Annotated in this window: 16 protein-coding genes and 1 pseudogene; 9 read left to right on the top strand and 8 right to left on the bottom strand. The window is 70.9% G+C overall.

The genetic code is table 11. The features are described from left to right. Nucleotides 1–2 precede the first annotated feature (2 nt). Together ACWD0F_RS33915 and ACWD0F_RS33910 are read right to left on the bottom strand one after the other, a co-directional pair. On the bottom strand, nucleotides 3–2483 hold the full coding sequence (locus tag ACWD0F_RS33915; RefSeq protein WP_449882953.1) for an ATP-binding protein: 2481 nt from the start codon (nucleotides 2481–2483) through the stop codon (nucleotides 3–5). Nucleotides 2484–2597: 114 nt separating this feature from the next. Next, nucleotides 2598–4703 carry a M6 family metalloprotease domain-containing protein gene (locus ACWD0F_RS33910; protein WP_449882951.1) on the bottom strand — a complete coding sequence of 702 codons (2106 nt, stop codon included), beginning with the start codon at nucleotides 4701–4703 and terminating at the stop codon, nucleotides 2598–2600. A gap of 106 nt (nucleotides 4704–4809) precedes the next feature. On the opposite strand from ACWD0F_RS33910, the gene ACWD0F_RS33905 reads away from it, so the two are divergent. Together ACWD0F_RS33905 and ACWD0F_RS33900 are read left to right on the top strand one after the other, a co-directional pair. Continuing rightward, a complete protein-coding gene (locus ACWD0F_RS33905) occupies nucleotides 4810–5967 on the top strand; it encodes a PucR family transcriptional regulator (protein ID WP_449882948.1) in 1158 nt (385 codons plus the stop codon). Between the two features lie 63 nt (nucleotides 5968–6030). Continuing rightward, entirely contained in the window at nucleotides 6031–7224 is a 1194-nt protein-coding gene (locus ACWD0F_RS33900) for an amidohydrolase family protein (RefSeq protein ID WP_449882946.1), read from the top strand. Here ACWD0F_RS33900 and ACWD0F_RS33895 read toward each other — a convergent pair. Then, nucleotides 7184–7603, bottom strand: coding sequence for a MarR family winged helix-turn-helix transcriptional regulator (locus ACWD0F_RS33895; RefSeq protein ID WP_449882944.1), 420 nt, complete (start codon nucleotides 7601–7603; stop codon nucleotides 7184–7186). The genes ACWD0F_RS33900 and ACWD0F_RS33895 overlap by 41 nt on opposite strands. Before the next feature lie 69 nt (nucleotides 7604–7672). Here ACWD0F_RS33895 and ACWD0F_RS33890 point away from each other — a divergent pair, with 69 nt between their 5' ends. The 4 genes and pseudogenes from ACWD0F_RS33890 (at nucleotide 7673) to ACWD0F_RS33875 (ending at nucleotide 12929) form a co-directional block, all read left to right on the top strand. Beyond that, nucleotides 7673–9406: an ABC transporter ATP-binding protein gene (locus ACWD0F_RS33890; RefSeq protein WP_449882942.1), complete on the top strand. Its 1734-nt coding sequence runs from the start codon at nucleotides 7673–7675 to the stop codon at nucleotides 9404–9406. A 26-nt stretch (nucleotides 9407–9432) separates the two neighbouring features. Continuing rightward, nucleotides 9433–10974 (top strand): gamma-glutamyltransferase family protein, encoded by a 1542-nt coding sequence (locus ACWD0F_RS33885; protein WP_449882939.1) that lies wholly within the window; start codon nucleotides 9433–9435, stop codon nucleotides 10972–10974. 23 nt (nucleotides 10975–10997) lie between these two features. Beyond that, nucleotides 10998–11270: pseudogene (locus ACWD0F_RS33880) on the top strand (hemerythrin domain-containing protein); the annotation flags it as partial. A 1338-nt stretch (nucleotides 11271–12608) separates the two neighbouring features. After that, the gene (locus ACWD0F_RS33875) at nucleotides 12609–12929 is read left to right on the top strand and encodes a DUF5709 domain-containing protein (RefSeq protein WP_449882937.1); all 321 of its coding nucleotides are present in this window, start codon (nucleotides 12609–12611) and stop codon (nucleotides 12927–12929) included. Here the strand turns inward: ACWD0F_RS33875 and ACWD0F_RS33870 are convergent. Both ACWD0F_RS33870 and hrpA read right to left on the bottom strand, forming a co-directional pair. After that, nucleotides 12922–13575 carry an HAD family hydrolase gene (locus ACWD0F_RS33870; protein WP_449882934.1) on the bottom strand — a complete coding sequence of 218 codons (654 nt, stop codon included), beginning with the start codon at nucleotides 13573–13575 and terminating at the stop codon, nucleotides 12922–12924. The two genes, ACWD0F_RS33875 and ACWD0F_RS33870, sit on opposite strands and share 8 nt — an antisense overlap. A gap of 139 nt (nucleotides 13576–13714) precedes the next feature. Next, a complete protein-coding gene (hrpA, locus tag ACWD0F_RS33865) occupies nucleotides 13715–17584 on the bottom strand; it encodes an ATP-dependent RNA helicase HrpA (RefSeq protein WP_449882931.1) in 3870 nt (1289 codons plus the stop codon). Between the two features lie 378 nt (nucleotides 17585–17962). On the opposite strand from hrpA, the gene ACWD0F_RS33860 reads away from it, so the two are divergent. Beyond that, nucleotides 17963–18991, top strand: coding sequence for a TIGR03118 family protein (locus ACWD0F_RS33860; protein WP_449882928.1), 1029 nt, complete (start codon nucleotides 17963–17965; stop codon nucleotides 18989–18991). A gap of 157 nt (nucleotides 18992–19148) precedes the next feature. Continuing rightward, on the top strand, nucleotides 19149–19826 hold the full coding sequence (locus ACWD0F_RS33855; RefSeq protein WP_449882925.1) for a TenA family protein: 678 nt from the start codon (nucleotides 19149–19151) through the stop codon (nucleotides 19824–19826). A gap of 101 nt (nucleotides 19827–19927) precedes the next feature. Here ACWD0F_RS33855 and ACWD0F_RS33850 read toward each other — a convergent pair whose 3' ends face one another. After that, entirely contained in the window at nucleotides 19928–20506 is a 579-nt protein-coding gene (locus tag ACWD0F_RS33850) for an HAD family hydrolase (RefSeq protein WP_449882922.1), read from the bottom strand. Between the two features lie 109 nt (nucleotides 20507–20615). Between ACWD0F_RS33850 and ACWD0F_RS33845 the strand changes: the two genes are divergently transcribed. Further along, entirely contained in the window at nucleotides 20616–21434 is an 819-nt protein-coding gene (locus tag ACWD0F_RS33845; protein ID WP_449882920.1) for a DUF4253 domain-containing protein, read from the top strand. Between the two features lie 63 nt (nucleotides 21435–21497). On the opposite strand, the gene ACWD0F_RS33840 is transcribed toward ACWD0F_RS33845, so the two are convergent. After that, nucleotides 21498–22289 (bottom strand): SAM-dependent methyltransferase, encoded by a 792-nt coding sequence (locus tag ACWD0F_RS33840; protein WP_449882918.1) that lies wholly within the window; start codon nucleotides 22287–22289, stop codon nucleotides 21498–21500. Nucleotides 22290–22511: 222 nt separating this feature from the next. Further along, nucleotides 22512–23768: a Scr1 family TA system antitoxin-like transcriptional regulator gene (locus ACWD0F_RS33835; RefSeq protein WP_449882917.1), complete on the bottom strand. Its 1257-nt coding sequence runs from the start codon at nucleotides 23766–23768 to the stop codon at nucleotides 22512–22514. Between the last annotated feature and the right edge of the window lie 85 nt (nucleotides 23769–23853).

Raw genomic sequence — 23853 nt, 5'->3', positions numbered from 1 at the left:
GGTCAGGACGCCGCCCGTCTGAGGAGCTCCAGGGTCCTGCGCATGCCGGCCTCGTTGCCGAGGCTGCGATAGATCTCCCTGGCCTGCTCCAGCGGCTCCACCGCGGCTCCGCGCCCACCCCCCTCCAGGTGCGCCTCCCCGAGGTAGCGCAGGCTCAGCGCCATCCACCACCGGTCCTCCAGCTCCTCGAACGCCGCCACCGCCCGCCGCAGCGCCCGCTCCGACTCCTCGGTCCGTCCCAGCCGCGCCAGCGCCCGACCGGCCGACACGGCGGTGCGGGCCACCCCCCAGGAGTCCCCCAGCGCCACCAGGATCTCCTCGGCCCGCCGGACGAAGTCCAGCTCGCGCAGCCCGTTGTCGGGATCGCCGACCTCTCCGGCGGCCCGCAGGCAGCGCGCCTCCTCCCACAACTCCCCCCGCTGCTTGAACATCTCCGAGGCCCGGTCGAGGCTGAAGCCCGCCCTGGTGAAGAGGTTCGCGGCGAGCCGGTGGTCGCCCGCCCGGTGCTCGCCTCTGGCCTGCGCCGCCAGCACCTCCCCGTAGACGCGCAGGGTCTGGGCCTCGGAATAGCGGTTGCCGTCGCGCTTGAAGACCTCCAGCGCGGTCTCCAGCAGCTCCCTGGCCTCCTCGGGACGCCGCTCCGCCATGCGCATCTCCCCCAGGTTGCGCTGGGTGCGGGCCATCCACCACAGGTCGTCCTCGCCCTTGAACGCGGTGATGGCCCCGATCAGGAAATCCTGCGCCCGGTCGAGGTTGCCGTCGCTGAACAGCGTCATCCCGATCGTGCGCATGGCCTTGGCCGCCCACCACGACTCGCCCAGCTCGGTGAAGATCTCCAGCGCCTGCTCGGCCTCCGTCAGCGCCCGCGCGCGCAGCCCCAGACCGCCGTGCACGGAGGCGCAGTCGAGCAGCGCGATGGCCAGGGCCCGCCGGTCGCCGCTGCGCTCGGCGGCCTCGCGGCCGATCTCGGCGACGGCCACCCAGTCGGACCAGTAGGCGCGCAGTGAGTGGCACAACGAGCAGAACGCCCTGGCCAGCCCCCATGTCAGCTCCCACAACCGGAGCTGACGGGCCAGGTGGATCATGGCGATCAGGGAGAGCCGTTCCGCGTTGAGCCAGTCGCCGGCCCTGAGCTGCCCGTCGGCGCTGGAGCGGCGCCCGCCCCTGCTCCAGTCCTGCGGCCAGCGGTTCTGGGCCGCGTCCTCGGCGCGGCGGCGATAGCCGTGCAGCACGCGCTCGATGGCGGCCCGGCGGCGCCCGGCCTCGTCGTGCTCGGCCAGCTCCGTGGCGAACACCCTGACCAGGTCGTGCAGGCGGTAGCGCATCGTGCCGGTCTGGTCGGTGCCCGAGCACTCGGCGAGCTGGGCGTCGATGAGGGCTTCGAGCTGGTCGGCCCCGTCGAGGCCGGAGATGTCCAGCAGCTCGCCGGCCACCCAGCCGGGCACGTCGGGCGAGGGCAGCGCGCTGAGCAGGCGCAACAGGCGCCGCTGCATGCCGGTGCAGTCGTCGTAGCTGAGCTGCACGGAGGCGCGCACGCTCTTGTCGACGGTCGGGGCCACTTCGAGCTGGTCGAGGCGGCGGCGGGTGTCGGCCAGCCGCCCGGCCATCTCGCGCAGCGTCCACTGCTCGCGGGTGGCGAGCCGGCCGCCGCAGATGTTGATCGCCAGCGGCAGGTAGTCGCAGAGCCGGACGATCTCCTTGGCGGCCTCCAGGTCGTCGACGACCCGGGCGCCGCCGGCCAGCCTGGCCAGCAGCTCCACGCCGTGCGCCGCGGTGAACACGCCGAGCCGCGTGTCGTGCCGGCCGTCCAGGAACAGCGGCGCGCGCGAGGTGACCAGCACCGCGCAGCCCTGCTCGGCCGGGATCAGCGGTTTGACCTGGGCGGCGTCGTGGGCGTTGTCGAGGCCGATGAGGATGCGCCGGCCCTTGGTCCAGGTCAGCCAGAGCTTGCGCAACTCCTCCAGCCCGCCGGGGTCGGTGGTCAGGCGGACGTCGAGCGCGCGCAGGAACCCGGTGAGCACCTCTTCAGGGCGGACGGGGGCGTCGACGCCGCCGCGCAGGTCGGCGTAGAGCCGGCCGTCGGGGAACCACTCGGCGACCTCCTGCCCGAACCTGGCCATCAGCGCCGACTTGCCGACGCCGCCCCGGCCGTAGGTGGAGACGACGAGCGGCGGCGAGAGGTCGGCGGACTTCCGGCGGGCCGAGAAGACCTCGCGGAGTTCGGCGAGCGCCTCGGCGCGCCCGGTGAAGTGCTCGGGGACGGGCGGCCACTGGTCGGGCGCGATCGTGCCGGGATCGGCCGCCGCCAGGCGCTTGGGGCGCGTCGTCTCGGTGGTGGCCCAGGTGGTCAGGCCGACGAGGGCGGCCGCCGCCATGGTCACGCCGACCTTGGCGATGGGCGGGATCTCCCACTCCATGGAGGCCGTCAGCACGCTCGCCGCCGCGGCGGCCAGGCCCGCTGAGAGGGGCGCGGCCCAGGACACCCTTCTCCGTCTTTGTCGCTGTTTGTCGGGCAGATCCCCTGTCAACGAACACCCCCTTCGGGGTGATTCAAACGGATGGGGTACGGCCTGCGCCAGCCGTACCCCATCGTTTGCTTACAGGCCGATCACGTGACAGGTGGCCGTCACCGTCTTGCTCGGATCGCTCTCCGAGGTGGCGGTGAGCTTCACCCTGGCCAGCCGGTCGCCGCCGGACGCGCGGACCGCGTTGACGCTCACGAGCTCCTGCTTGCCGAACGCGACGGAGGCCAGCGCGTTCGGGAGCTGGGCGGTCCAGCCCTTGCCCTGGACCTCCGCCCGGAGGCGGTAGACGTCGGAGTTGAGGTAGGCGCTGACGTCCTCCGGGTGCTGCCCCTGGGCCGGGGCCGCCCTGCCGGTGTTGAACAGCGGGAACTTGCAGGTGGACGTGCCCTTGCCGGTCGGGATGCCGGCCGCGGGGAGCACCTTGACGCCGCGCTTCTGCGGGCCCGCGCCGTCGAGCGAGCGGATCGAGACCGTGTAGGACAGCTCACCGTCGCGATCCCGCTTGACGTCGGTGACGTAGAAGTGCAGGCGGTTGGCCTGGTCGGCGAACTCGTACTCGCTGCCGGAGTCGGTGCCGGCGTGGAAGAGGGCATCGGAGAGCTGGCGGTAGTCGCCGATCGTGATCGGGACCTTGGTGCCGTCGGGCAGAACGTAGTCGGTCATGCCGATGTCCTGCGGGTTGGCGTCGATCACCCACTCGAACGGGGCCCGGTCCTCGTTCTTGGTCTTGGCCAGCAGCACGCCGGAGTCGGGGGTGAAGGAGTCGCTGCCCATGCGGTCCACGACCTCGACCGTGTAGTTCTCGTAGCCGCCGCCGTCGCAGAGCGGGTCGGCGGTCGTGTCGCAGGCCGGGCTCTTGTCGCCGGTGTCGAAGGCGATGTTGACGCCGGAGAGCTCGTTCTTGCCGGGCTGGGCCACCCGGGCCAGGACCTTGGCGGTCACCAGGCCGGACTCGTCGAGCGCCTCGCGGGACAGGCGCAACACGTTCTGCTCGTCGACCATCTGGAGCTTGAGCTTGTTGCGGAGCATGTGCTGGGCGCCCATGGACGCGCCGGAGGTGGGCGGGATCAGCCAGCGCGAGTGCGGGCCGCCCGGGCCGTTGAAGCTGCCGCGGCTGAGCATCTCCCAGATGCCGGTGTACGCCCGGCGCACCGGCACCGCGTACGGGTTGTTGTAGTTGTCGGCGATGCCCATGATGTGACTCAGCTCGTGGGCGTAGACCGCCATGCCCGAGCTCTCGGCCTGCACCGAGTCGACGCCGAAGCGGGCGTTCGGCCAGAAGTTGGAGCCGGCCTGCCAGGAGCTCCATTCGACGTAGCGGGTCCTGGACCAGTTGGGCAGCGCGGGGTCGGGCGGGCCCCACTCGTCGGTCACGTCCTCCTTCGTCGGGAACTTCATCATCCCGAACTCCTGCCAGGTGGACGATTCGTCCTGGCCGGCGCTCAGGTAGAAGACGAAGTCGTACTGGGCCGCCGTCTCCTCGCCGACGGCGGCGATCCAGGCCGCGTTGCCGTCGGTACGCAGGTTCTTCGTGCAGGTGTCGCCCGCCGGGCAGGCCTCCCGCTGGTACTCCATGGCGTACTCGTGGTCCTTGCCCGGCACCGTGTAAGGCCCGAAGCCGGTGAGGTCCACGCCGAGCCGGCCGCCCGAGTCCTCCATCCAGTACTCGTGGATGGTGTGGCCCTTGTTGAGGTCGTTCGGCGTGTTGAGGAAGTCCTGGTAGAACGTCGCCACCTGGTCACGCGGAATGTCGTGGGCCTCGGCGCTCGGGTTCGCGTAGATCGTCGAGCCCTTGGGCTGGGTGACCACGAACGCCTGGTTGGGATAGTCGAGCAGCACGAGCGCGCCCTTGAAGGTGCGCTGCGAACCCTTGACGGCCGGGTCGTTCCACCGGGTGCCGGGCGGCTTCTTGTAGTCCGCCCACGTCATGTTGTCGGGGTTCTCCCAGTTCTGCGGATCGAGGGGCGCGATGCCGCCGGCTGGGCGGGGGGTACGCAGAGCCTGGGCGTCGGCGGGTGCGTCGAGCTGCCAGGGCTGCGTCTGCGGCCAGTGGTTCTGCCGCCAGGGATACTCGGGATCATCGGGGGGTGCTGCGGAAGCAGGGGTCGCCATCAGGCTCACCGGGATCAGCACGATGGCCGCCAGCAAACCCTTCAGCAGCTTCTTCGGGTCTATCACGAATTGACGGTATAGACGTTATTGACGGAGATCACCGATCAGTTGTAGGGAAGACGTATAGCTAGCTTTCCGACATTTGTCGAAAATTCCAGTTAAAGGTGCATCTGTGGTGGATCTCCAGCGGACCGTTGACGAGCTCGCCGCCCGTCTCGGCCGCCCCCTTCTGCTTGAGGACCGCGTGCAACGCGTCGTGGCCTACAGCGAGCAGAGCGGCGCCATGGACGACATCCGCCGCGACTCCATCCTGCGCCGGCGCACCACCCCCGAGGTACGCCAGTGGCTGCGCGGCTCCGGCGTGCACGACGCGCCGGGCCCGCTGCGCATTCCGGGCGCTCCGCACCTGGGTCTGCTGCCGCGCGTGTGCGTCCCCGTGCGCCACTCCGACGGGCTGCTGGGCTTCCTGTGGTTCATCGACGCCGACCCGGCCATGGCCGAGACGCAGGTCGCCGACGCCGTGGCCGCCGCTCCGGCGCTCGCGCTGGCCCTGTTCCACGAGAGCCTGGCCAGCGGTCTCGCCTCGCACCGGGAGCTGGAGGCGGTCACCGGGCTGCTGCTCGGCGAGCGGGACGCGGCCAGGCAGCTCATCGAGGCGGGCGCGTACCCGCAGGCGCAGCCGGTGACCGTCCTGGTGGCCCGGCCGTCGGCCGCCGAGCCCGACGAGCCGCTCCGGCTGGCGCTGGAGCAGGGCCTGCTGGCGGTACGGCGGAGGCTGAGCGGGCACCATCCGCTGCACCTGATCCGCTACGACCACGCCGTGCTGCTCACCGCCGGCCCGCCGATCTCCCCCGACGAGCTGCACGCGGCCATGCCGGTGCCGGTGGCGGTGGGGATCGGGGGGACCAGGCCGGCGCTGGCGGAGGCGGCGGACTCCTACCGCGAGGCCAGGCACGCCGCCGAGGTGGCCGTGCGGGTGCCGGGGCTCGGGCGGACGGCGGAGTGGGCGCGCCTCGGCGTCTACCGGATGCTCACCCACCTGCCCGACCAGGAGCTGCATCCCGGGCTCGACGGGCTGCTGGCGGACCCGCAGTATCTGCCGCTGCTGGAGACGCTGGAGACGTACCTGGACCTGGCGGGCAGCGCGGTGGCCACGTCGCGGGCGCTGCGGCTGCACAGGACCTCGCTGTACTACCGGCTCCAGCGGGTGGAGGAGCTCGCGCGTACCGACCTGAAGGACGGCGGCGAGCGGCTCGCCCTGCATCTGAGCCTGAAGCTGGCCCGGCTGTCCGGCCGGTATTTACCTAGGGATTCGCATAGTTCGTCCTGATTGCGGACTTGTCCCGGCTCACGTTTAATGCCGGGAAGGGAAGATCCGACGGGAGTTCCGCCGATGCCGTCTGCGAAGCGTGCCGGGCCGAAGGCGAGCCCGCTCGTCATGCTCCGGCCCGCCCCGCTCGTGCCGCCCGTCGTGATCCACTCCGCTCCGCTCGTGCTGCCCGTCTGCGCCGAGCCGATCCGCGACGGGGCCGTGGCGACCAGGGGCGAGCGGGTGCTCGACGTGGGGCCGCGGGCCGAGGTGCTCGCGTCCTGCGGCGGCGCGCGGGAGCTGCGGTGGACGGGGATGATCGTGGCCGGCCTGGTCGACGCCCGCGCCGCCGCCCCCTCCCCCGGGGTGACCGCGCGGGCCGGCGTCGTCACCGACCTCACCGAGCCCGCCGCGGGGCCCGGCATCTCGTACGTCGAGGTGACCGGCGCCACTGAGGCGGACTGGGAGGAACGCGAGCGCGACGCGGTGATCACGGCGATTCGCGAGGTCGATCGGCCGTGCGCGGTCGGGATCGCGGCGCACGCCCGGGATCCGCTGGTGCTGGAGGACGTGGCGATGCTGGCCAGGACGTTCGGCCTGCGGCTGCTGGTGGATCTGGACAGGCACTCGCCCGCGGCGCTGGACGAGGCCGGGGTGCTGGGGCGGCTGTGTCACGTGGCCTGCGCCCGGCCGCTGGACCCGGGCGAGCGCAAGCTGCTCCGGCTGCGCGCGACCGCGGTGGCCGTCTGCCCGTCCGGGGGCTCACCCGCGGCCGAGGTGCTGGCGCTGCTGGAGGAGGGCAACCTCATCGCCCTCGGCACCGGCGTCCCACCCGGGACCGGTGGCGCGGGTTCTGGCCCGCCCTGGGCCGGTGGCGCGGGTCCTGGTGGTCTGCCCTGGGCCGGTGGCGCGGGTTTTGGTGGTCTGCTCGACGTGGCCGCGGCGATCAGGCGGAGCGCGCGCGAGCTGGGGCTGCGCATCCGGGGGCTCGACGGGCGGCTGGTGCGGGCGGCGACGCTGGGCGGGGCACGGGCGCTGGGCATGGACCGGGGCCCGGGCCGGATCGGGATGCTGGCTCGCGGGAGCCGCGCCGACTTCGCGGTCTTCGACGCGCGGGGGCGCTATCCGTACGCGGCGCTGCTGGCCCGGCCGCCCTGCGTCGCCACGGTCGTCGGCGGGGTGCTCAGCGGACCCACGGTGACCACCCGGGCCACCACTGAGCCCACCCCTGGAGCGGTCAGCGGAACTGGCCGTCCACCAGCTTCAGCAGATCTCTGAGCTGCTCGCGCTGCTCCTCCGACAACACCGCGAACAGTTGCTCGCCCGCCTCCCTGCGCGCCCCCCGCACCTGGTCCAGCAGCGCACGCCCGTCAGGGGTGATCACGACCAGCGTGGAGCGGCGGTTGGCCGGATCGACCTCCCTGCGCGCGAGCCCGGCCGCCTCCAGCGCGTCCACGACGGGGGTGAGGGAGCGCGGCACGATCCGCAGCTCGTCGGCGAGCTGCACCATCCGCAGCGGCTGCCCGGCGTCGGCGAGCGCGCGCAGCGCCCGCGCCTGCCCGGGGTTCAGCCCGAGCGGCCCCAGCCGCCGGACGTAACCATGCCGGTAACGCTTGCCGACCAGGTGCAAGAGCTCGGCGAGCTCCTTGTCGTCCATACGGCATAGCTTACCGGAACAAATATGAGCTAACCTCTGTTTGAGCGAACATCTCAAAGGAGACCCCACTTGGAAGACGAACCACGCGCGCCGCTCCGGCGCATCCTCACCCTGTTCACCCCCTACCGCGGCCGGCTGGCGCTGGTGGCGGTGTTCATCCTGTTGTCGTCGCTGGTCTCGCTGGCCTCGCCGTTCCTGCTGCGCGAGGTGCTGGACGTGGCGATCCCGGCCAGGGACGCCGGGCTGCTGACCTTACTGGCGCTGGGCATGATCCTGGTGGCCGTCACCACCAGCGTGTTCGACGTGCTCCAGACCCTGGTCTCGACCACGATGGGCCAGCGGGTCATGCACGATCTGCGCGTCACCGTCTACAGCCATCTGCAGCGCATGTCGCTGGCCTTCTTCACCCGCACCAAGACCGGCGAGGTCCAGTCGCGCATCGCCAACGACATCGGCGGCATGCAGTCGGTCCTGACCTCGACGGCCTCCTCCTTCGTCTCCAACCTCACCACCGTGATCGCCACGATCGTGGCCATGGCCGCACTCGACTGGCGGCTGACCGCGATCTCGCTCGTGTCGCTGCCGCTGTTCGTCTGGATCAGCCGCAAGGTCGGCACCGAGCGCAAGCGCATCACCTCCGAGCGGCAGCGCAAGCTGGCGACGATCTCCGCGATGGTCCAGGAGTCGTTGTCGATCAGCGGCATCCTGCTGGGCCGCACCATGGGCCGCTCCACCGAGCTGACGCAGCGCTTCGGCAAGGCCTCCGACGAGCTGGCCGACCTCGGCGTGCGGACGAGCATGGCCGGGCGCTGGCGGCAGTCGTCGATCCAGATCGTCATGGCGGCGATGCCCGCGCTGATCTACTGGTCCGTCGGCCACACCGGCTCGATCTCCGTCGGGACGCTGGTGGCGTTCACGACGTTGCAGACCAGTCTGTTCAGGCCCGCGGTCTCGCTGCTGCGCCTCGGCGTGGAGGCGCAGGTCTCGCTGGCGCTGTTCGGCCGTATCTTCGAATATCTGGACCTGCCGGTGGACATCCATCCCGGCACGCGCACGCTCGACCGCGTACGCGGCGAGGTGCGCTTCGAGAACGTCGACTTCTCCTACGGCGAGGCCCCCACGCTCACCGGCGTCGACGTCACCGTGCCCCCGGGCGGAAGCCTGGCCGTCGTCGGCGAGACGGGGTCGGGCAAGACCACGCTCAGCTACCTGCCGCCCCGGCTCTACGACGTCAGCGGCGGCCGGGTGACGATCGACGGGGTCGACGTGCGGGAGCTGACGTTCGAGACACTGAGCGACACGGTCGGCGTGGTGTCGCAGGAGACCTACCTGTTCCACGCCACGATCGCCGACAACCTGCGCTTCGCCAAGCCGTCGGCCACGGACGAGGAACTGCGGGAGGCGGCGCGGGCCGCGCGCATCCACGACCACATCGCCGGGCTGACCGACGGCTACGAGACCCTCGTGGGCGAGCGCGGCTACCGCTTCTCCGGCGGCGAGAAGCAGCGCCTGGCCATCGCGCGCACGCTGCTGCGCGACCCGCCGGTGCTGATCCTCGACGAGGCCACCAGTTCCCTGGACACCCAGACGGAACGGGCCGTGCAGGAGGCGCTCGACACGCTGGCGCGGGGCCGTACGACGATCACGATCGCCCATCGCCTGTCCACCGTCCGCGACGCGGACCAGATCGTCGTGCTGGACCACGGCAGGATCGTCGAGCGCGGCACCCACGACGAGCTGATGGCCCGCGGGGGCCACTACGCCATGCTCGCCAGCCGCGACGAGCCTCTCGAACTGGTCTGACCGCCGGGCCGCGTACGCTCTGGCACGTGCACAACACGAGATACGCTCCCTCCGGCATGGTGTGCAGCGTCGATCACCTGGCCTCCGCCGCCGGGCTGGCGATGCTGCACCAAGGCGGATCCGCCGCGGACGCGGCCATCGCCACCAACGCCGTGCTCTCCGTCGTCGCCCCTCACCTGTGCGGTCTGGGCGGCGACCTGTTCGCCCTGGTCCACGACGGCACGGTCACCGCGCTGAACGCCTCGGGCCGGGCCGGATCCGGCGCCGACCCCGCCAGGCTGCGCGGGGAGGGCCACACCCGCATGCCGCACCTGCACGACATCAGGTCCGTGCCGGTGCCGGGCTGCGTGGACGGCTGGCACGCGCTGCACGCCAGGCACGGCCGCCTGCCCATGGAGGACCTGCTCGCGCCCGCGATCAGGCTGGCCCGCGACGGGTTCCCCGCCTCGCCGCTCATGGTGGCCGGCGCGCGGGTCGCGGCCCGGCGGCCCGGCGGCGGTGACTTCGCGGGGGTGAACGCCGCCGGCGACCGCATGACCAGGCCCGGTGTGGCCCGCGCGCTCCAGTCCGTGGCCGCGGGCGGCAGGGACGCCTTCTACCGGGGAGAGTTCGGCCAGGGCCTGATCGAGCTGGGCGCCGGCGAATACACCGAGGCCGACCTGGCCACGCCCGGCGCCGACTGGGCCGAGCCGCTCAAGGTGCGCGCGTTCGGCCACGACGTCTGGTCGATGCCGCCCAACTCCCAGGGTTACCTGCTGCTGATGTCCCTCGGCATCGTGGACGGCCTCACCCTGCCCGCCTCGCCGAACCATTCGGCCTGGGCCCACCTGCTCGCCGAGGCCGCCAGGGTCGCCGGGTACGACCGGCTGGACGTGCTGCACGAGGACGCCAAGGACCTGCTCGACCCGGCCGAGATCGCGCGGCGGCGGGCGCTGGTCGATCCCCAGTCCCGGCTGCGGTTGCGCGGCCTGACCGAGCAGGGCGACACGACGTACCTGTGCGCGGTCGACGGCGACGGCATGGGCGTCTCGCTCATCCAGTCGAACGCGTCCGGGTTCGGCAGCATGCTGTTCGAGCCGCGTACCGGGATCAACCTCCACAACCGGGGCATCGGCTTCTCCCTCAAGCCCGGCCACCCCGCCGAGTACGGGCCGGGCCGCAGGCCGCCGCACACGCTCACGCCGGCGCTCATCACCCGGCCCGACGGCACGCTCAGGTCCGTGGTCGGCACCATGGGCGGCGACGCGCAGCCGCAGATCCTGCTGCAGGTCATCACCCGGCTGCTCAAGTACGGGCAGGAGCCGGGAGAGGCCATCTCGGCGCCACGCTGGCGGCTGGGCTCCGGCGGCACCGGTTTCGACACCTGGGAGGCGCCCGACGACGCGGTCGTCGATCTGGAGGAGGGCGCGGGCTGGGCCGACGGACTGGCGGCGCTCGGGCACCGGGTGGCGGCGCTGCCGTACGGGAGCTCGTTCGGGCACGCGCATCTCATCGATGTGCGCGCCGGCGGAATGCTCGCCGGAGCGGCCGATCCGCGCTCCGCCGTTGGGGCCGCGATTGGACTCTGACCTGCGGGGTAGCGGTGGCCACTATGGCAACTGACGTCATAACTCTTATCACCCGTGACCACCGGGCCGTCGAGGCTCTGTTCGAGCGGCTGAAACAGCAGCGGGGCGATCCGACGGCCACCGTGAAGGAGCTCCGCGTCCTCCTGGTCGCGCACGCGCGCGCCGAGGAGGACCGCGTATATCCGCGTCTCGACGCGCACCACTCGGTCGAGGAGCACAAAGAGGCCGAGATCCTGCTGGACTCACTCGTCCGGGCGCAGCCCGGCACGCTGATGTTCACCAGGACGCTGGCCAGGCTCATCAAGTCGGTCAACGAGCACGTGCGCGAAGAGGAGACGCAGCTCCTTCCTGCGCTGGCCCAGAAGGTCGGCGACAAAGGGCTGATGGAGCTGGGGCAGGCGTTCAAGGAGCGCCGGGACGCCGAGATGGTCGCGCTCAGGTCTCCGTTGGCCTCGCCCAACGGCCTCGCGAAGCGCCTGGCCACGACTCCGTCCATGGCCGCGAGACGCCCGGCCACCGCCAAGCCCACCGCGCGGCGCCCGGCCACCACCACACCCACCGCCAGGCGTCCGGCCGCCACCACCGCCGTGAGGCGCCCGGCCACCACCGCCACCGCCGCGAAGCGGCCGTCCGCCATGTCCGCAACCCGCACGGCCACCGGCGCCATGACGCGTCCGGCCGCCACCACCGCCACCGCTACGAAGCGCACGAACGGAGCCACCATCATGAAGCGTTCCACCAGCACCACGAAGCGCGCGATCGGCGCCACCAGTTCGGCGAAGCGCTCGACCGGCGTCAGCAGCTCGGCGAAGCGGTCCACCGGCACCATGAAGCGGTCGACCGGCACCACCGGCACCATGAAGCGCTCCACCGGGACCACCGGCACCATGAAGCGCTCCACCGGGACCAGCACGACGCGCGCGGCGGCCGGCAGCGGCAGGCGCTCGACGACCAGCGCCACCGCCACGAAACGCCCGTCCAGCAGCACGAGCACCGCCAAGAAGCGCCCGTCCAGCAGCACGAGCGCCACGAAGCGTCCGTCCAGCTCGACGACGAAGCGCACGGCCGCCGGCACCACGAAGCGCTCGACGACCAGCGCGAGCGCCACCAAGCGCTCGACCACCAGCGCGAGCGCTACGAAACGGCCGAAGACCAGCACCACCGCCACCAAGCGCTCAACCACGAGCGCCACCGCCACGAAACGCCCGAAGACCAGCGCGAGCACCACCAAGCGCTCGACCACCAGCGCCACCGCCACGAAACGCCCGAAGACCAGCACCACCGCCACCAAGCGCTCAACCACCAGCGCCACCGCCACGAAACGCCCGAAGACCAGCACCACCGCCACAAGGCGCTCGACCACCAGCGCCACCGCCACGAAACGCCCGAAGACCAGCACCACCGCCACAAGGCGCTCGACCACCGGCGCGGCGAAGCGTTCGACCGGGACCTCGGCGAAGATGTCCAGCTCCGCGAAGGCTTCGCTCATGGACGCCACCAAGGCGGAGCTGTACGAGCGCGCGCAGAAGGCCGACATCCCGGGCCGGTCCTCAATGGACAAGAAGCAGTTGGTGAACGCCCTAAGGCGCGCCAAGTAGGAGGATTCCGGGCCGTAGCCTGGGTAGGGAGCGCGTATGACCGAACAACCTCCGAACCGGCACGGCTTCAGCGATGAGCAGGAGATCGAGGTCAGAGAGTGGACCGACGATCTCGGCATGCGTCATGAGGTCACCGAGGACGACCCCCAGCACAGGGACAGCCTCGACGAACGGCTACGACAGGAGGCCCCGGAACGGCTTCACCAGTCACGTCCCGCGCATCAGTTGACTCAACCGGACGAAGGGCTGCAGCCCGACACGGAAGGCGAGGAGATCGGGGAAGACTGGGGCGAGGCGGACGATCTGCCCGCAGAGGAGCGGGCCGTCCGCATCGATCCCGACGAGAATGTCACGTAAGCCGCCGCAGGGCGGGCAACAGAGCACCCAGGTCGTCGACGACAGCGTCGGCGACCTCTGCTTGCGGGCGCTCGGCGTGCAGGTAGCCCCACGGGCCGCGGCGCACCAGCGCGGTGCGCATGCCCGCCGCGGCCGCGGGAAGCACGTCGTTGTCGAGCCGGTCGCCCACGTAGAGGATCTCGGCGGGCTCCCGCCCGGCGACCGCGGCGACCTTGGCGAAGAACGCCGGGTCCGGCTTGGACACGCCCCACCCGTCGGAGGTGTGCACGGAGTCGGCGGGCAGGTCCATGGCGACGAGCGCGCCGTAGGCCCGCTCCGGCTGGTTGCCGGCGATGATGACCTGGTAGCCGGCCTCGCGTAGCGCGGCCAGGGCCGGGCGCACGTCGGGGTAGAGGTCGTCGGCGTCGAAGTGGTTGCGCAGGCTGCCGGGCTCGTCGCGCTCCCAGGCGGCCGTCTCCGACCGCAGGTCGAAGCCGGGCCGTACGAGCTGGAAGGCGTCGCCGTGGGGCCGGTCGAGCGCGGCCATGCCGCCGAGCGCGCCCATCAGCACGAACCTGGTCACCCCGAGCCGGTCGGCCCAGCGGCCCCAGATGCGCGTCTCGTCGATGAGCGTCTCGCCCACATCGAACACCACAGCTTTGATCATCAATACCCCTAGTCGAACCATTCGTTTCACGCCGTACCAGATCAAACGCTCAGCAAGCCGCAAAGGGAATTTTGCCCTGCGCTCAGCGGGCGCCGCCAGGGACGGTGAGCTGCTCCATCGCCTTCAAGAGGCGAGCTTCTCAGGGGGCGAGCTTCTCCATCGCCTTCGTGATCCGCTTCTCCGACACCGGCGTGGGCGTCCCCAGCGTCTGCGCGAAGAAGCTCACCCGCAGCTCCTCGATCATCCACCGGATGTCCCCCACGTCGGGATCTCCGCGCCGCGCCGGATGCAGCTTCTCCAGCAGGTCGTGATAGGCGTCCTCGATCGCGTGCACCCGGTCCATCCACTCCTGATCCCGCCAGGGCTCCTCGGGGAGCTTGGCGAGGCGGCGGTCGATTGCCCGGATGTAGCGCAAGATGTCGGACAGGCGCCGGTAGCCGCCGGCCGTGACGAAACCCGGGTAGATCAGCTTGCCGAGCTGGTCGCGGATGTCATCGGCCGAGGCGCTGGGACGCAGCGCGTCGAGCCGGGCCCCGGCCTCGTGCCACACGCTCAGGATCTGCTCCACCCTCGCCAGCACGTCGGCCGACGTGTCGTGGAGGTGAGCGCGTACGTGCTGGTAGAGGCGGTCGAACCCGACCGGGTCCCAGACCGGGCCGCCGGCGTCGAGCATGAGCTTGTCGATGGCCGCGTTCACCACGTCGTCGAAGAGCGCCACCGCCCCGCCGTGCGGGCTGCGTGAGAGCGCCAGCTTGGCCTGGTTGGACAGGCCGCCGAGCAGCGACTTTGCCGGGTTGGTGACGTTGAGCAGCAGCAGGCGGCGCACGCCGGGCCAGTGGGAGCGGCGCTGCTCGGCCTCCGTCTCGAAGATCTTGATGGAGACCGAGTCCTTGGCGTCGACCAGCGCCGGGTAGCCCTTCATGCGGCCCTGCTCGAAGACCTTGGGCAGGGTGGCGAAGCTCCAGGTGTGCAGCCCGGTGCGTTCGAGGTCGTCGCCGGCCTGGGAGAGCGTCTGGCGCAGGCGCGGGGCCAGGCGGCGCTTGAGCGCGTCGAGGTCCTTGTCCTCGGCCACCGTGCGCCGGCGCTCGTCGATCACCCGGTAGGTGATGCGCAGGTGGTCGGGCACCTGGTCGAGCTGCCAGGCGTCACGCGGCACCCGGATGCCGGTGAGCCGCAGCAACTCCCGCTCCACGGCCTCCAGCAGCGGCTCGCCGCCCTGCTTGACCCCGGCCAGCACCTGCTTGGCGTAGTTGGGCGCGGGGACGAAGTTGCGGCGCACGTGCTTCGGCAACGACCTGATCAGCGCGGTGATCAGGTCCTCGCGCAGGCCGGGGATCTGCCAGTCGAAGCCGTCGGAGTTGACCTGGTTGAGCACCTGGAGCGGCACGTGCACGGTCACCCCGTCGGCGTCCGCGCCCGGCTCGAACTGGTAGGTCAGCTTCATCCGCTGGCCGAGCTGCTTCCAGGCGTCGGGGTAGTCGCGGGTGCTGACGTCGGCGCCCTCGTTGACCAGCATCTCCGGCGAGAACGTGAGCAGCTCGGGCTGCTCCTGCCTGATCTGCTTCCACCAGGAGTCGAAGTGGCGGGCCGAGACCACGTCGGCGGGCACCCGCTGGTCGTAGAAGTCGAACAGCGCCTCGTCGTCCACCATGATGTCGCGGCGCCTGGCGCGGTTCTCCAGCTCCTCGACCTCTTCGAGCAGCTTGCGGTTGTCCTTGAGGAAGCGGTGATGGGTTTCCCAGTCACCCTCGACCAGCGCGTGCCGGATGAACAGCTCGCGCGACAGGTCGGGATCGACGCGGCCGTAGTTGACCTTACGGCCGACCACGAGCGGCACGCCGTACAGGGTGACCTTCTCCAGGGCGATCACGGCGCCCTGGTTCTTCTCCCAGTGCGGCTCGGAGTAGGTGCGCTTGACTAGGTGCTGGGCCAGCGGCTCGACCCAGTCGGGCTCGATCTTGGCGTTGACCCGCGCCCAGAGGCGGGAGGTCTCGACCAGCTCGGCCGACATGACCCACTGCGGCTGCTTCTTGGCCAGCGTGGAGCCGGGGAAGACGGCGAAGCGGGCGTTGCGGGCGCCGATGTACTCCTGCATCGGCCTGCGGCCGTCCTGGCCGCGCTTCTCCACGACGTCCTTGACGCCGATGTGCGACAGGAGGCCGACGAGCAGCGACACATGCACGCTGTACGGCTGCGCCGTCTGGCTGTTGGGCTGGACGCCCAGCGACTGGCGTAGCTGGCTGTAGATGTCCTGCCACTCGCGTACGCGCAGGTAGTTGAGGAACTCCGTCTTGCACAACCGCCTGAAGGCGCTGGAGGACAACTCCTTCTGCTTGTCGCGCAGGTAGTCCCACAGGTTGAGGTAGGCCATGAAGTCGGACTCGGGGTCGGCGAAGCGGCGGTGTTTCTCGTCGGCCTGCTGCTGTTTCTCCGACGGCCGCTCGCGCGGGTCCTGGATGGACAGGGCGGCGGCGATCACCATGACCTCTCGCAGGCAGCCGTTCTTCTCGGCCTCCAGCACCATGCGGCCCAGGCGCGGGTCGACGGGCAGGGAGGCCAGCTTGCGGCCGACGGCGGTCAGCCTGCTCTGGCCGTCGAAGGCGCCCAGCTCGTGCAGCAGGCTCACGCCGTCCTTGACCTGGCGGCGGTCCGGTGGCTCCACGAACGGGAACGCCTCGATGTCGCCCAGCCCGATCGAGGTCATCTGCAGGATGACGGAGGCCAGGTTGGTGCGCAGGATCTCGGGGTCGGTGAACTCCGGCCTGGTGAGGAAGTCGTCCTCTTCGTAGAGCCGGACGCAGATGCCGTCGGAGGTGCGCCCCGAGCGGCCCTTGCGCTGGTTGGCGCTGGCCTGCGAGACGGGCTCGATCGGCAGGCGCTGCACCTTGGTGCGGTGACTGTAGCGGGAGATGCGGGCGAAACCGGGGTCGACGACGTATTTGATGCCGGGAACGGTGAGCGAGGTCTCGGCCACGTTGGTGGCCAGCACGACGCGGCGGCCGGTGTGGCGCTGGAAGACGCGGTGCTGCTCGGCGGCGCTCAGCCGGGCGTAGAGCGGCAGAATCTCGGTGCCCCGGAACTCGGCCTTGGCCAGGGCGTCGGCGGCGTCGCGGATCTCCCGCTCGCCCGACAGGAAGACCAGGATGTCGCCGGGCCCCTCGCCGAGCAACTCCCGGCAGGCGTCGACGATGCCCTGCGTCTGGTCGTCGTCCTCGTCCAGCGGCCGGTAGCGCACCTCCACGGGGTAGGTGCGGCCGGAGACCTCGATGATCGGCGCGTCGTCGAAGTGGCGCGAGAACCGCTCGGGGTCGATGGTGGCGCTGGTGATGATGAGCTTGAGGTCGGGACGCTGAGGCAGAAGCTGTTTCAGATAGCCCAGGATGAAGTCGATGTTGAGGCTGCGCTCGTGGGCCTCGTCGATGATCAGCGTGTCGTACTGGTCGAGCATGCGGTCGTTCTGCAGCTCGGCCAGCAGGATGCCGTCGGTCATCAGCTTGACCAGGGTGCGGTCGCTGCCCTGGTCGGTGAAGCGGACCTTGTAGCCCACCGTCTCGCCGAGGTCGGTGCCGAGCTCCTCGGCGATGCGCTCGGCGACGGTGCGGGCGGCGATCCGGCGGGGCTGGGTGTGGCCGATCAGCCCGCGCACCCCGCGCCCCAGCTCCAGGCAGATCTTGGGGATCTGGGTGGTCTTGCCGGAGCCCGTCTCACCCGCGATGATCACGACCTGGTGGTCGCGGATGGCGGCGAGGATGTCGTCCTTCCGCTGGGCGACCGGCAGGTTTTCCGGATAGGCGATCTGCGGCACGGCTTCGCGGCGGCGTGTCAGGCGCTGCTCGGCACGTTCCACGTCGGCGAGCAGCTCGGCGACGATCTTGTCTCGGGCATCGCGGGAGCGGACCCGGCGCATGCCGTCGAGCCTGCGCTGCAGCCGCCGCTGGTCGCGCGGCATGAGCTCGGGCAGGCGTGAGTGGAGCTCGGCCAGTGGAGAGGACAACGAAGGCGTTCCCATACTGCTTTCAGGATATTTGAGCTCCGCGTCCCCGGAGCCAACGGTCCATGCTGCCTGACCGCGTCGCTTCCCCGCATCCTAATATCCCCGGCGATCCCGGCGCCGGCGCGGGGCGTTCGTGACCAGGCAGGCGCTGGTCGGGCGGTAGCTGGAGGCGGCGCGGGCCGACGTCCCGGCCAGAAGCCCGTTCCGGATATTTCCGGACCCGACTGAACCCGTTCCCGACCCTCCGCGTATCTCGCGTCACAAGCGCTAACTAGGAGGCAACGGATGCGGCCACGCATCATCACACTCTGCGCTGTTGCGGTTGTTCTGGGAGCGACTCTCACCACTCCCGCACACGCCACCACCAGGACTCGTTTCGACGTCATCAACCTTGTGTCGGATATCAGGGGCAAAGCCCCGGTCACCGACCCCAAGGTCGTCAACCCGTGGGGCCTGGCCATGGGCAAGACACTGTGGGTCTCGAACACGGGCACCGGCAGCGCCACCGTCTACTCCGGCACGGGCAAGAAGGAGCAGACCGAGGTCGCCATCCCGGGCGGAGCCCCGACCGGGCAGGTGTTCAACGGCGGCGACGGCTTCACCGTGAAGGGCAAGCCCGCCACGTTCATCTTCTCCAGCCCGAGCGGCGCCATCTCCGGATGGAACGCGGAGGTCGATCCGGCCAACGCGATCATCGGAGCGTTCACCCGCGGCGCCGACTACAAGGGGCTCGAACTGGCCGAGACCGAGGACGGTGAATTCCTGCTCGCCGCGGACTTCGCGAGCGGGCGCATCCACGCCTTCGACGACGACTTCCGGCGGATCCGCCTGGCACGCTGGCAGTTCCGGGACACCGCGCTCCCCGACGGCTACAACGCCTACAACGTCGCGGTCGCCAACGGCAACGTCTGGGTGGCCTACGCCCTGCGTGACAAGGCCACCGGCAAGCCCGTCTTCGGCGCCGGCAAGGGTTTCGTGAGCCGTTTCAACGGCGAGGGCCGTCTCACCGGCCGCATCTCCAGGACCGGGCTCAACGCCCCGTGGGGGCTGACCGCAGCGCCCAAGGGCTGGCAGCAGTACGCCGGCGCCCTGCTGGTCGGCAACTTCGGCGACGGCACCGTGCACGCCTACCGGAACGGCCGGCACCTCGGCTCCCTGCGGACGGCCAACGGCAGGCCCGTGGTCCTGCCCGGACTCTGGGACCTGGAGCCCGGGACCGCCGCCACCGGCGGCGAGAACGCGCTGTGGTTCTCCGCGGGCATCGACGGCACCAAACACGGCCTCATCGGTGTGATCGCCCCGCAGGGTACGAAACCGACGTCGTCCGCCGCACCGTCGACGAACCACCCGTCCGGCCACCAGACGCACCAGCCGTCAAGCAGCAGCGCCCCCGCCACGAAGAACCCCTACGGCGGGTATTAGCCAGGGCGCCCTCTCGCCGCCGTCCTCTTGGCCCGGGCGAGAAGCGCAGCTCGCCGACCGTAGGCGAGGGGGGCGGCGGTCATGTGACGTTTCCGGCGCGGCTGGCGCGAGTCGCGCCGGAAACATCCCGTTCGCCCGGCACCGGTACGGTCGGACGGTGAGTGCACAATCTTTCAGCGAATGGCTCAGAGAGCAGTCCGAACCGCAGTGGACGGCCGTGGTGACCCACCCGTTCGCCATGGCCGTCACGACGGGCACGGTGGCCGGCGACGACATGCGGCGCTACCTGGAGCAGGACTTCCAGTTCGTCGACTCCTTCACGGCGCTGCTCGGGGCGGCCGTGGCGAGTGCCGACACCTTCGAGGCGCGGGTGCCGTACGGGAGGTTCCTCGGGCAGACGGCCACCACCGAGGAGAAGACCTACTTCCACCGGGCGCTCGCCGAGCTGGGCGGGCGCACCGAGGTGGCGCCGGAGCCGGTGACCGCGGCGTTCAAGCAGCTCATGGACGAGGTCCGCACGGCACAGGACTACCTGCCGATCGCCACTGTGCTCTGCGCGGCCGAGTGGTGCTACCTGGGCTGGGCCTCGCGCGCCACCGAGCCGCTGCCGGCCGGGTTCGTGCACCGGGAGTGGATCGAGCTGCACGAGGGCCCGGAGTTCCGGGCCTGGGTGGCGTTCCTGCGAGGTGAGCTCGACCGGCTGGGCGCGGAGCTCGACGAGGGGCGGCGGCTCCAGGTGCTGGCCGTCTTCCGCCGGGCGATCGAGCTGGAGCTGGCCTTCTTCGACATGGCCGCGGGCGCGTCGGCCACCGCGGCCCCCACCCCGGTCGACTGACGAGCATGACCACCGGGCCCACTCCGGCCGGCTGACGGGCACGACCGCCGGGCCCAGTCCGGTCGGCTATCCGAGCACGACCGCCGGGCCCGCTCCGTCGGCTATCCGAGCACGGCCGCCAGATCGTCATAGGTCCGGTAGTGGACGCCGGTCATGCCGAGCTCCCTGGCGGCCTCCACGTTCTGCAGCCGATCGTCGACGAACAGGCAGCGCTCGGGCGCGGCCCCGGCGCGTTCGGCGGCGATCTCGTAGATGCGCCGGTCCGGCTTGGCCACGCCCACCCGGGCGCTGCTGACCACGTCGTCGGCGAAGTAGGTCAGCCCAAGCCGGTCGAGGTGCTCTTCCAGGGTGTCCATGGCGTTCGTCACGATGATCACCGGAACGTGCTGCTGCGCCCGGGCCAGCAGCGCTCTGACGTCCTCGTCCACCCAGAATTCGATGCGCATGAACTCAGCGACGGCCTGGCTCGCGCGCTCGCTCCCGCCCAGGGCGGCGATGATCGACTCCGCCCACTGCGCCTCGGTGACGTGGCCGAGCGTGGGCGGCATGATCAGGCCGGGGTCGAGGGCCGTCTTCATCAGAGGCAGGCCGAAGCGGGCCTCGATCTCGGCCTGGGCGGCGTGGTCGAAGTGCCGGAGCACACCGTCGAGGTCCGTCAGAACCGCGTCAAAGGGGATCACAGCCCCTCATTGTCGCAGCACTGCCGGTTTTCCCGGGCCGCTCCAGGTGCGGGGGCAGGTGGCGGCACTACCATCTCCGAGACAGGATTCGGCATCGGAACGGTAGGGCATGAACGAGGACCGGCTGCCACCCGCGCTGTCTCGGCTGTTCGCCGATGGCGGCCGGGGGCGCACGCTGCCCGTGAGCCTGCCCGCGGGCGAGGTGATCTGGCCTGATCCCAGCTACACCCAGCAGGGCGAGGCGGTCAGGCCGGCCTTCTGGATGAGCGACGAGCCGGTCTCCGGCGCGGACTGGGCGGTGCTGCGCGCCTGCCATCCGCGCAGCGGCCTGTGGCCGGTGTTGCTGGACGAGTCGGCGCAGCCCTGGGCGATCGGGCAGGTGATTCCGGACGAACCCCGCCAGATCGATCACTTCTCGGCCGAGGGGTTCATGACCGAGGTGTGGCAGGAGTGGGTGGGGCAGATGCCCCAGGAGGCGCTGGACGAGCTGGAGCCGTACGGGGCGATCTGCCCGGGGCCGGCCGCGCCCGGAGCGCTCAAGGCCGCGCCTGAGGCCGTCGCCGACTGGCTCGCGGGCGAGCTGGCCGGCAAAGGGATGCCGCTGGGCCTGGTCGCCGCCGCCCGGGGCGCGGACGCGCTGGCGGTCATGGGCTGGCAGGGCGCGCTGCACCACAACGACTGGATGGTGCCCATGGCGGCCGTGGTGCGCAGCTGGGAGGACCGGTTCGGGGTCAGGGTGGTGAGCGTCGGCTTCAACACGCTGGACCTGAGCGTGGCGGCGCCGCCGGTCGATCCCGAGCACGCGTTGCACGTGGCGGCCGAGCACTGGGCGTTCTGCCCGGACAACGTCGTCCAGGGGCCCGGTGACCTCCAGGCCTACGCCGAGCAGATCATCGGCGGGCACGCCTGGTCGTTCTGGTGGGACTAGGGCCCGCAGGGGACCCGGCCGGCGGACCGGCCGGACCCGCGCTCGCGCCGGGGCGTGACCGTTTCAAGGGATGCAGGCCACGGCGCCGTAATTGCCCGATGAGCTGGGCAGATCGCTGCAGGCGATGTCATGGCCGTTCGGCTGCCAGTCCGGAACCCACACCAGCCCCGGCTCCACCAGCACCAGGCCGTCGAGCAACGCCTCAACCTCCTCCCGGGTGCGAATCGCGTGCCCCGGCAGCGTCATCGCCAGCAGGTCGTGAACGGCCGGCGACAACTCCGGGGGGATCGCGTCGAACGTGGTCTGCAGCAGCGACAGGTAGCTGCGTTCTGGCACCGCCTGCCGGATGCGTTTGATCACGTAGTGGAAGTACTCGTCGTCGTTCAGGCTGTGGGTGGACAGCAGCAGCACGGCCATGGGCCGGTCCCAGTCCAGGAACGTCTGCAGCACCCGGCCGTCGAGGAGGTCGTCGATCTCGCGTACGTCGCCCTCTACGACGCGTACGAGGTCGTTGACGGGCTCGATGGTCGCCCGCGCACCGGCGAGCACCATCGGGTCGTTCTCCACGTACACCACACGGGGAGCCGAGGCCAGGGCGTCGCGGGCGATGTCGTGCAACTGCCTGCCGGCCGGCAGGCCGCTGGGCACACCACTCCCGACGATCACGAACTGGTCCACGCCCTCGGCCGCCAGATGACGGACCACACGGCACAAATAATGGAGCACGGCCCGCGCGGCCGTCGTCGCCAAGGGAGCGGTCAGGTCATAGCGGCGCACGACATCTCTGTCCGCCACGAAGTTGTTCTTCCCACCCGCGGCGGCATCGAGAACACGGGTGATCCTCGCTTGGGTCATGTCCAGCTTCGCCAAGTTTCGGATGGCACGCTGACGCATTGAGTGTTACCCCTTTCCCCTCGCCCACTATCTCGGGAAAAGCTGTCCTTTCGGACCCCACTCGATGACCCAGACCTTATGATCCTCGCTGGGCAGGGGATGACAACACGAAAAGCCATCAGTTTTAGGTATATGTGGGTAACCGCCCGATAGGAATAACGATCATCCCATAGGGGAAAGAGATCATTTTCCGAGGGAACGCGAAAGCCTTTCGCGATGGGAATTCAACACCTCGAAGGTCTCTTCGCGGGTGGACGTCGTCACCGACAACTTCGTGAACGCCTGGTGGTAGACCTCCACCGCGGCCGAGTCGGTGACCAGCTCGTCGGACTCGATGCCGTGGGCGCAGGCGATGTCGGGCTCGAACGCCTCGGCGAAGCGCCAGAGGGTGAAGGGGCCGGTGCGCGGCACGTAGGCGGGGTCGTCCATCGGCAGCACGTGCAGCGAGACGTTGGGCCGCTTGGCGTGCTCAAGGAGCCGGTCGAGCTGGCGGAGCTGGACGTGCGCGCCCACGATCGAGCGGGTCAGCACGCTCTCGTCGATCACCGCCCACACCACGACCCCGCCGTCGCCGGCCACGGCCTCCTGGCGGGCCAGGACGAGGGCGAGCGCCTCGTCGACCGTCTGCTGGCCGAGGATCGCGGGCCCGGCCACGGTGAGGGCGGCCCTGGCGTATTCCTCGGTCTGCAGCAGCGGCGGGACGAACTGGGTGTGGAAGGTGCGGATCACGGTGGCCCGCTGTTCGAGCGCGTAGGCGGTGGCCAGCCAGACGGGCACCGAGCTCGCGTCGTACCAGGCGGCCTCGCGCTCGCCCCTGGCCAGCGACAACACGTATTCGCGGATGGGCGGGGCGGCGACGCCGTAGACGGTGAGCAGCCGCTCGACGGTGATGGGCGCGGGCGCCAGGCGGCCCTCCTCGATGGCGGGGATCGCGGCGGCCCCCTTGCCGACCGCCGTCTCCACCTGCTCGACGGAGAACTGGGCGCCCAGCCGCAGGCCGTGCAGCCGCTTGCCGAGCGCCCTGCGCTGCGGGCCGCTCAGCGGCGTGGCCGCGTCCGGGATGCCGGAGGTGGGCTCGGGCTCGTCGGGCAGGCCCTCGGCCCGGCGGGCGAGCTCCATCACGCCGCGCAGGACGGCCAGCGAGCCCTCGGACAGGCCCGAGGCGGACAGGCCGATCGTGGCCGCCCGCAACTGGAGGTCCTCGACCGCGCCCGACTCCAGGAAGTCGTCGCCGACCAGCCAGCCGACGCTCACCTGCAGGCAGGAGGCCAGCGCGCGGAGCACCTGGAGCGTCGGGTTGGTCTGCTTGCCGGTGCGCAACTGGCTGACGTAGGCACGGGTGATCGGGATGCCGGCCTCCGTCAGCGCGGAGGCGACCTGCGCGCCGGTGAAGCCGCGCTTGCTGAGCGCGAGATCGAGCCGTTCGGCGAAGTTCGCCACGGCACACCTCCTACGGACCATGAACGTTTCCAGCGTAAGGGACGCGAGCCCGCACTGTCCCTGCCATGCGGGCAACCTCTGCCGC

Source organism: Nonomuraea sp. NPDC002799 (assembly GCF_053592075.1).
This window is presented reverse-complemented; position numbering and strand designations above follow the sequence as displayed.

Bases quoted from the DNA above. Each gene is read 5' to 3' on its own strand.
- ACWD0F_RS33895 (WP_449882944.1), bottom strand. From the start codon at position 7,603: ATGGACGACAAGGAGCTCGCCGAGCTCTTGCACCTGGTCGGCAAGCGT.
- ACWD0F_RS33870 (WP_449882934.1), bottom strand. From the start codon at position 13,575: ATGATCAAAGCTGTGGTGTTCGATGTGGGCGAGACGCTCATCGACGAG.
- hrpA (WP_449882931.1), bottom strand. From the start codon at position 17,584: ATGGGAACGCCTTCGTTGTCCTCTCCACTGGCCGAGCTCCACTCACGC.
- ACWD0F_RS33840 (WP_449882918.1), bottom strand. From the start codon at position 22,289: ATGACCCAAGCGAGGATCACCCGTGTTCTCGATGCCGCCGCGGGTGGG.
- ACWD0F_RS33845 (WP_449882920.1), top strand. From the start codon at position 20,616: ATGAACGAGGACCGGCTGCCACCCGCGCTGTCTCGGCTGTTCGCCGAT.
- ACWD0F_RS33900 (WP_449882946.1), top strand. From the start codon at position 6,031: ATGCCGTCTGCGAAGCGTGCCGGGCCGAAGGCGAGCCCGCTCGTCATG.
- ACWD0F_RS33875 (WP_449882937.1), top strand. From the start codon at position 12,609: ATGACCGAACAACCTCCGAACCGGCACGGCTTCAGCGATGAGCAGGAG.